Source organism: Mycobacterium scrofulaceum, from assembly GCF_001667885.1.
In the GTDB taxonomy this organism is placed as follows: Bacteria; Actinomycetota; Actinomycetes; order Mycobacteriales; family Mycobacteriaceae; genus Mycobacterium; species Mycobacterium scrofulaceum_C.
The window spans coordinates 1-8,086 of record NZ_LZJW01000076.1 but is presented as its reverse complement, the minus strand read 5'-3'; the positions used below and the strand labels follow the sequence as shown (position 1 = coordinate 8,086).

At 70.8% G+C, this 8,086-nt stretch carries 9 protein-coding genes and 1 pseudogene; 7 read left to right on the top strand and 3 right to left on the bottom strand.

The window, feature by feature from the left end; translation table 11 throughout:
• Positions 1-233: pseudogene (locus A5681_RS11835) on the top strand (hypothetical protein); the annotation flags it as partial.
• Here A5681_RS11835 and disA read toward each other — a convergent pair.
• From disA to A5681_RS11820, 3 genes are read right to left on the bottom strand one after another with little or no spacing between them, the layout of a single operon-like run.
• The gene (gene disA / locus A5681_RS11830) at positions 230-1,303 is read right to left on the bottom strand and encodes a DNA integrity scanning diadenylate cyclase DisA (RefSeq protein WP_007166542.1); all 1,074 of its coding nucleotides are present in this window, start codon (positions 1,301-1,303) and stop codon (positions 230-232) included. The pseudogene A5681_RS11835 and the gene disA sit on opposite strands and share 4 nt — an antisense overlap.
• Positions 1,300-2,730 (bottom strand): DNA repair protein RadA, encoded by a 1,431-nt coding sequence (gene radA, locus A5681_RS11825; protein ID WP_067274184.1) that lies wholly within the window; start codon positions 2,728-2,730, stop codon positions 1,300-1,302. The genes disA and radA overlap by 4 nt, the downstream gene beginning before the upstream one ends.
• Before the next feature lie 59 nt (positions 2,731-2,789).
• Positions 2,790-3,356 (bottom strand): hypothetical protein, encoded by a 567-nt coding sequence (locus A5681_RS11820; protein ID WP_067274180.1) that lies wholly within the window; start codon positions 3,354-3,356, stop codon positions 2,790-2,792.
• A gap of 297 nt (positions 3,357-3,653) precedes the next feature.
• Between A5681_RS11820 and carD the strand changes: the two genes are divergently transcribed.
• The 6 genes from carD to A5681_RS11790 form a co-directional block, all read left to right on the top strand.
• Positions 3,654-4,142: an RNA polymerase-binding transcription factor CarD gene (gene carD / locus A5681_RS11815; RefSeq protein WP_003419482.1), complete on the top strand. Its 489-nt coding sequence runs from the start codon at positions 3,654-3,656 to the stop codon at positions 4,140-4,142.
• A 16-nt stretch (positions 4,143-4,158) separates the two neighbouring features.
• Positions 4,159-4,830 carry a 2-C-methyl-D-erythritol 4-phosphate cytidylyltransferase gene (gene ispD, locus A5681_RS11810; protein WP_067274177.1) on the top strand — a complete coding sequence of 224 codons (672 nt, stop codon included), beginning with the start codon at positions 4,159-4,161 and terminating at the stop codon, positions 4,828-4,830.
• Positions 4,827-5,306: a 2-C-methyl-D-erythritol 2,4-cyclodiphosphate synthase gene (gene ispF / locus A5681_RS11805; RefSeq protein ID WP_067274173.1), complete on the top strand. Its 480-nt coding sequence runs from the start codon at positions 4,827-4,829 to the stop codon at positions 5,304-5,306. Before ispD ends, ispF begins: the two co-directional genes overlap by 4 nt.
• Before the next feature lie 86 nt (positions 5,307-5,392).
• Positions 5,393-6,802: a cysteine--tRNA ligase gene (cysS, locus tag A5681_RS11800; RefSeq protein ID WP_067274170.1), complete on the top strand. Its 1,410-nt coding sequence runs from the start codon at positions 5,393-5,395 to the stop codon at positions 6,800-6,802.
• Positions 6,803-7,735: a 23S rRNA (guanosine(2251)-2'-O)-methyltransferase RlmB gene (gene rlmB / locus A5681_RS11795; protein WP_067274166.1), complete on the top strand. Its 933-nt coding sequence runs from the start codon at positions 6,803-6,805 to the stop codon at positions 7,733-7,735.
• A 38-nt stretch (positions 7,736-7,773) separates the two neighbouring features.
• Positions 7,774-8,086, top strand: a 313-nt coding sequence (locus A5681_RS11790; protein ID WP_269454950.1) for a glycerophosphodiester phosphodiesterase family protein, incomplete at its 3' end; no start/stop codon positions are given.

The window sequence follows — 8,086 nt, the reverse complement described above, 5'->3', positions numbered from 1 at the left end:
CGACCGCGGTGACCTGGACGGGCATGGGTTCGGCGCCGCACTGCCCGCTGCCGCGGCCGGCGATCGGGCCGGGCACCTACAACCTCGTCGTGCAGCTGGGCAACCTGCGCTCCCAGCCCGTCCCGTTCATCTTGAACCAGCCGCCTCCGCCGCCGGGCCCGGTGCCCGGCCCGGGGCAACCCGCCGCCGCGCCGCCGCCGGAGGCGCCACCGGCCCCGGTTCCCGCGGGTTAACTCAGCGGGTCGGCGATAGTCGACTCCGCGAGCTGCGACAGCCCCTCCCGCACGTGGCGGGCCCACATCGCGCCGATGCCCTCGACCGACTGCAGGTCGCCGGCACTGGCCGCCAGCAGGCCCTGCAGCGTCCCGAACGACCGGACCAGTAGGTCGGAGTGGGCGAACTGCAGCCGCGGGATGCTGGCCAGCGCGCGGTACCCGCGCGGGCTGACCGCCGAGTCCTGCGCCTCCGCCGTGGTCGGATAGCCGAAAACCTTTGCCAGTGCGGTCAGTTCGAGCAGCTCGGTGTCCGAGAGCGCGTCCAGCTCATCCAGGGTCGCCGTCATCTGCGCCTTGGACAGCGGCTCCGGGCTGGCGTGATAGTCGCGCACGGTCAGTTCCCGGGCGATGTCGTTGCCGCCCAGCAATTCGTCCAGCTGCAACCTCAGCTGGCGCCCGTCGGTGCCCAGCTCGACGACGTCGTCGTCGATCACCAGGCCGATCCGCCGCACCAGCTCGAGCCGCTGCACCACCGTCATCACGTCGCGCAGCGTGACGAAGTCCTCGATCTCGGCCAGCGACAGCTGCCTGCTGACCTCGTCCAGCCTGGTCTTGTACCGCTCCAGCGTCGCGATCGCCTGGTTGGCCCGCGACAGGATGGTGGCGGAATCCGCCACTACGTGGCGTTCGCCGCCGACATAGACGGTCACGATGTTCATCGAGTGGCTGACCGAGATCACCGGGTAACCGGTCTGAATCGCCGCCCGTTCCGCGGAGCGGTGCCGCGTCCCCGACTCATCGGTGGGTATCGACGGATCCGGCACCAACTGCACGTTGGCCCGCACGATGCGGCTGCCGTCGGTGGACAACACCACGGCACCGTCCATCTTCGCCAGCTCCCGCAGCCTGGTCGGCGCGTACCGCACGTCGAGGGCGAAACCGCCGTCGCAGATGGCCTCGACGTTCTCGTCGTTGCCGAGGACGATCAGCGCACCGGTGCGGCCGCGCAGGATGCGCTCCAGGCCGTCGCGCAGCCCGGTGCCCGGCGCCAGGCGGGCGACGGTCTCACGCAGTGTCGGACGGGTCACAGCGTGTCATTGTGCGGCCCCAGGGCGTTTTGCGTCCAGCCAGTGCGCGGGCCGGCGATGGCTTTCATGTGTTGCAGCGCCGCGACGATCGTCGGAGCGCGCAGCGCCCGCATCCCGCTCGGCACGATCTCGCGCCGTGGGTCGTCGCCGTCGGGGATGAGCGCGATGCTGAAGCCCTGGCGCGCGGCCTCGCCCAGCCGCCGTTCCATGCCGCTGACCCGCCGCAGGTCTCCAGCCAGCCCCACCTCGCCGATCATCACCGCCGTCGTGGGCAACGGCAGGTCGGCATACGCCGACGCCAGCGCCATCGCGACGGCCAGGTCCGAGGAGGGATCGGTCAACCGCATGCCGCCCACGGTGGACAGGTAGATGTCGTTGACCCCGACGGCCAGCCTGCCGTGCTTCTCGAGCACCGCGCCGATCATCGCGGCCCGGGAGTGGTCGATACCGCTGACGGCTCGGCGCGGCGAGCCGCCGCCCGGGGTCGCCAGCAGGGCCTGCACCTCCCCGATCAGCGGTCGCTTGCCGTCCAGCGTCACGGTGATCGCGGTCCCGGCGACCGGCGCCGGCCGTTGATCCAGGAAAAGGTTCGACGGATCGGACACGTCCTCGATGCCGTTGTCGTGCAACAGGAAACAGCCGACCTCATCGGCCCCGCCGAACCGGTTCTTGACGCCCCGGACCATTCGCAGCGACCCGTTGCGGTCGCCCTCGAAGTGCAGCACGACGTCGACCAGGTGTTCCAGCGAGCGCGGTCCCGCGATCGCCCCGTCCTTGGTGACGTGGCCGACCAGGATCAGCGCGACGCCGTTGGCCTTCGCCGCCGCGGTCAAGGCGGCGGTGACGGCGCGCACCTGCGTGACGCCCCCGGCGACGCCGTCGGCCTCGGTCGTGGACATGGTCTGCACGGAATCCACGATCACCAGCGCGGGCTGCACGGTCGCGATGTGGTCCAGCACCGTGTGCACATCGGATTCGGCGGCCAGGTAGACCTCGTCGGCGCTGCAGCCGATCCGGTCAGCGCGCAGCCGGATCTGCCCGGCCGACTCCTCACCGGAGATGTACAGCGCGCGCCGGCCCGAAACCGCCCAGCGATGAGCCACCTTGAGCAGCAGCGTCGACTTGCCCACGCCGGGATCGCCCGCCAGCAGCGTGACCGAACCGGGCACCACGCCACCCCCGAGCACCCGATCGAGTTCGCCGATGCCGGTCGAGCGGTGCTGGCTGGCGTTGGGCTCGATGGAAGTGATCGGGACCGGCCGCGAAGCCGAAGCGGCCGCGGTGACCGCGCGGCGGCCACCGACCGCGCTCAGCACCGGCACCTCGTCGACCGCGCCCCAGGTGCCGCATTCCATGCAGCGGCCCACCCATTTGGCGGTGACGTGCTGGCATTCGGAGCAGCGGTATTGGGAGCGCGGATTAGCCACGCCATGACGGTATCGAGCCGGTACGACAAATCCCGGCTATGACAGGCGGAAGCCCCCGCCTAGCTTGGCTGCGCCGGGGAGAGGCCGGCCGAAACCGGTACCAGAACCGTGGCCTGACCGGCCTTCTCGAAATTGAACGTGAAGTTGTACAGCAGCCCGTTGCTGATCGGCTTGGCCAGCATCACGGTCGCCTTGGCCGCGTTGCTGGAGCCCATCGGGCCGGGCGCCACCTTCTGGCCCTCCGGGGTACCGATCAACAACATGCCGCCGGCGGGCAGCCGACCGTCGCCGCTCAGGGACACCGAGCCGACGTCGCTGGTGATGCTCACCAGCCGGTCCGGCACGTCCGGCGACTGGTTGATCGCCACCAGTAGGAGGTCCACCGGCTGCCCGGGCTGCACGAAGGCGCCGGTCTGCGGCGCCTGCATGCGGATGTCGCGCAGCGCCACGTTGCCGAAGGTCACCTTGTTGCCGTTGATCGCGGGCTCTTGGACGGCCATCTGCGAGACCTGGCCGGCCCCGCAGCCGCTGAGAAGCATCGCGACCACCGCGATGACGCCGACGAGCGCGGCCCGGACGGTCAGCGCCGGCGCGCGGAGGGGGAGGCCGATCTCGAAGCGGTTCACTCAATGCCTCCTGCTGGGCCGGTTCGACGGATGCAACTATGCACAGTAGTAGGAAGGTTTCGCGCGCGGTAGCGCGGGGCGTAGGACCAGCCAGGAAGGCCATCTCGGGGCGTCTGTCGGGGCGCCCAGGGGCCGCTCCGAGAGCCGCAAAAAGGCAGGGGTAATGTGCATCACTGCACGTTCTGCTCCCCCTGTCAACCCCTAATCTGCGCGTGTTGTGCCCCTGACCTGCATCGTTGCTCCGCGCGCGATTGGGTGGCCGTGTTAGGATGAAGTAACGAAAGGGGCTCGAATCAGATGATCTTCAAGGTCGGCGACACCGTTGTTTACCCGCATCACGGTGCTGCGTTAGTCGAGGCGATTGAAACCCGCACCATTAAAGGGGAACAAAAGGAATATCTCGTCTTGAAGGTGGCGCAGGGAGACCTGACCGTTCGAGTGCCCGCCGAGAACGCCGAGTACGTGGGTGTCCGCGACGTCGTCGGCCAGGAAGGCCTCGACAAGGTTTTCCAGGTTCTGCGCGCTCCCCACACCGAAGAGCCCACCAACTGGTCGCGCCGGTACAAGGCCAACCTCGAGAAGCTGGCCTCCGGTGACGTCAACAAGGTGGCCGAGGTAGTACGCGACCTGTGGCGTCGCGACCAGGAACGTGGCCTGTCCGCCGGCGAGAAGCGCATGCTGGCCAAGGCCCGCCAGATCCTGGTCGGTGAATTGGCCCTCGCCGAGAGCACCGACGACGCCAAGGCGGAAACCATCCTCGACGAGGTTCTGGCCGCCGCTTCCTGAAGGCCCTGACGCTTCGGTGGTCACGGGCACGGTCGTCGCAGTCGTACCGGCCGCGGGGTCGGGAGAACGACTGGGCGCCGGCATTCCGAAGGCTTTCTGTGAGGTCGACGGGCGCACCCTGCTGGACCGCGCCGTCGACGGTTTGCTCGCATCCGAAGTCGTCGAACACGTGGTCGTCGCCGTCCCCGCCGCCTTGGTCGACGAGGCCAAGCGAGCCCTGGGCGAACGGGCGACCGTCGTCGCCGGCGGGGCCGACCGCACGACGTCGGTCAGCCTGGCGCTGGCGGCGATCTCCGGCGACCCGGGGTTCGTCCTGGTCCACGACGCCGCCCGCGCCCTGACGCCCCCCGCGCTGATCGTGCGCGTGGTGGACGCCCTGCGGGCCGGGCACGACGCCGTCGTGCCCGCGCTGCCGCTGCATGACACCATCAAGGCCGTGGACGCCAACGGTGTGGTCCTGGGCACGCCCGAGCGGGCCGGCCTGCGCGCCGTGCAGACCCCGCAGGGCTTCGCGCGCGGACTGCTGCTGCGCGCATACCAGCGTGCCGGCACGGCCGAGTTCACCGACGACGCGTCGCTCGTCGAGCATGTCGGGGGCCAGGTCCAGGTGGTCGACGGCGACCCGCTGGCGTTCAAGATCACCACCCCGCTCGACCTGTTGCTGGCCGAAGCGATCGTGCGCCGGTGAACGGTCTGCCGCGCGTCGGGCTGGGCGTCGACGTGCACCCGATCGAACCGGGCCGGCCCTGCTGGCTGGTCGGCCTGCTCTTCCCCGACGCCGACGGCTGCGCCGGCCACTCCGACGGCGACGTGGGGGCCCACGCGCTGTGCGACGCGCTGTTGTCGGCCGCCGGGCTGGGCGACATCGGCGCCGTCTTCGGGGTCGACGACCCGCGCTGGAAAGGCGTCAGCGGCGCCGACATGCTGCGCCACGTCGTCGAGTTGGTGTCGCGGGACGGGTTCCGCGTCGGAAACGCCGCCGTTCAACTGGTCGGCAACCAGCCGAGGGTCGGCCCGCGGCGCGACGAGGCGCAGCGTGCGCTCTCGGAGCTGCTGGGGGCGCCGGTCTCGGTGTCGGCGACGACGACCGACGGGCTGGGGCTGACCGGTCGCGGTGAGGGCCGCGCCGCCATCGCCACCGCGTTGGTCGTCCCCATCGACTGAGGCTGCGCGGTCGACGACGCCCGAGGGGCGCTGTCCGGCCCGCGCAGCGCCGGGCGGCTGCGAACCACCCGGTAAGCTGGCACGTCGTGACCGATCGCGCCCGCTTGCGGCTACACGACACGGCGGCCGGTGCCGTGCGTGATTTCGTTCCGCTGCGCGAGGGCCACGTCTCCATCTACCTGTGTGGCGCCACGGTCCAGGGGCTGCCGCACATCGGCCACGTCCGCAGCGGCGTGGCCTTCGACATCCTGCGCCGATGGCTGATGGCGCGCGGCTGCGACGTCGCGTTCATCCGCAACGTCACCGACATCGAGGACAAGATCCTGGCCAAGGCCGCCGCGGCGGGCCGGCCGTGGTGGGAGTGGGCGGCCACGTACGAACGCGCGTTCAGCGCCGCCTACGACGCCCTGGACGTCCTACCGCCGTCCGCCGAGCCGCGCGCCACCGGGCACATCCCGCAGATGGTCGAATTAATGGAACGCCTGATCGAAACCGGCCACGCCTACGCGGCGGCCGGCGACGTCTACTTCGACGTGCTCAGCTACCCGGAGTACGGCGCGCTGTCCGGGCACCGGATCGACGACGTCCACCAGGGCGAAGGCGTGGCGACGGGCAAGCGTGACCAGCGCGACTTCACGCTGTGGAAGGGCGAAAAGCCCGGCGAGCCGTCGTGGCCGTCGCCCTGGGGCCGCGGACGGCCCGGCTGGCACCTGGAATGCTCGGCGATGGCCCGCACGTACCTCGGGCCGGAATTCGACATCCACTGCGGCGGCATGGACTTGGTGTTCCCGCACCACGAGAACGAGATCGCGCAGAGCCGCGCCGCCGGCGACGGATTCGCCCGCTACTGGCTGCACAACGGCTGGGTCACCATGGGCGGCGAGAAGATGAGCAAGTCGCTGGGCAACGTGCTGGCCATCCCGGCGTTGCTGCAACGCGTGCGGCCGGCGGAGCTGCGCTACTACCTGGGCAGCGCGCACTACCGCTCGATGCTGGAATTCTCCGACACCGCCCTGCAGGACGCGGTGAAAGCCTATGTGGGCGTGGAGGAATTCCTGCACCGTGTCCGGGTCCGCGTCGGCGGCGTGGAGCCGGGCGAGTGGACGCCGCGGTTCGCCGAGGCGCTCGACGACGACTTGGCGGTCCCGGCCGCCCTGGCCGAGGTGCACCACGCTCGCGCCGAGGGCAACCGGGCGCTCGACTCCGGCGACCACGAAGGCGCCATGCAGCACGCCCGGGCCATCCGCGCCATGATGGGGATCCTGGGCTGCGACCCGCTCGACGAGCGCTGGGAAACCCGTGACGAGACGTCGGCCGCGCTCGCGGCCGTCGACGTGCTGGTGCGGGCCGAGCTGGAGAACAGGGAAAAGGCCCGCGAGCAACGCAATTGGGCGCTCGCCGACGAGATCCGGGACCGGTTGAAGCTCGCCGGCATCGAGGTCACCGACACCGCCGACGGGCCGCAGTGGTCATTGCAGGCCGGTCAGACCGAGTAGATGGCCGGCAATTCGCGCCGCCGCGGCGCAATACGCAAGGCGGGCACCAAGAAGGGGCCCACCGTGGGCTCGGGCGGTCAGCGCCGGCGGGCGCTGGAGGGGCGCGGGCCCACGCCCCCGGCGCACCTGCGCCCCAATCATCCCGCCGCCAAGCGCGCCCAGTCGCCGCCGCGGCGAACCACCAAGCGGCCCACCGACGAGACGGAAACGGTGCTCGGCCGCAACCCGGTGCTGGAGTGCCTGCGCGCCGGTGTCCCGGCGACGGCGCTCTACGTGGCGCTGGGCACCGACGCCGACGAGCGGGTCACCGAATCCGTTGCCCGCGCGGCCGATTCGGGCATCTCGATCCTCGAGGTGCCGCGCGCCGACCTGGACCGGATGACCAGCAACCACCTGCATCAGGGCATCGCGTTGCAGGTCCCGCCGTACAACTACGCCCACCCCGACGACCTGTTGGCAACCGCCATCAACTCCCCGCCCGCGCTGCTGGTCGCGTTGGACAACATCTCCGATCCGCGCAACCTGGGCGCGATCGTGCGTTCGGTCGCGGCCTTCGGGGGCCACGGTGTGCTGATTCCGCAGCGGCGTTCGGCGTCGGTGACGGCGGTGGCCTGGCGCACCAGCGCGGGCGCGGCGGCCCGCATCCCGGTCGCGCGCGCCACCAATCTCAATAGGACGCTCAAGGATTGGGCCGACCGCGGGATCCGGGTGATCGGACTGGACGCCGACGGTGACACCGTGGTCGACGACCTGGACGGCGCCGACCCGCTGGTGGTGGTCGTCGGCTCGGAAGGCAAGGGGCTGTCGCGGCTGGTGCGGCAGAACTGCGACGAGGTGGTGTCCATCCCGATGGCCGGGCACGCCGAGTCGCTGAACGCCTCGGTCGCAGCCGGGGTGGTGCTCGCCGAGATCGCCCGGCAGCGCAGGGTCTGACGGCGGTGCACCGCTGGCCCGCGCGCCTCGGTGCCGCCCTGGCCGCGCTCGCTGTCCTCGCGTCGCCCGCCGCGGCCGCCCAACCGCCGGAGTTCGACTTGCAGGCACATCGCGGCGGACGCGGGGAGACCACCGAGGAGTCGTTGCGGGCCTTCGCGAAATCGCTCGAATTAGGTGTCAGCACACTCGAACTCGACATCAACATCACCAGAGACGGGCAACCGCTGGTCTGGCACGACCCCACGATCGACGCCGAAAAGTGCGCGGACACCGGCCCCGCGTCCGCCGGGGATCCGCAGTACCCCTACGTGGGAAAGCTGGTGCACGAGCTGACCCTGCCCCAGATCCTCA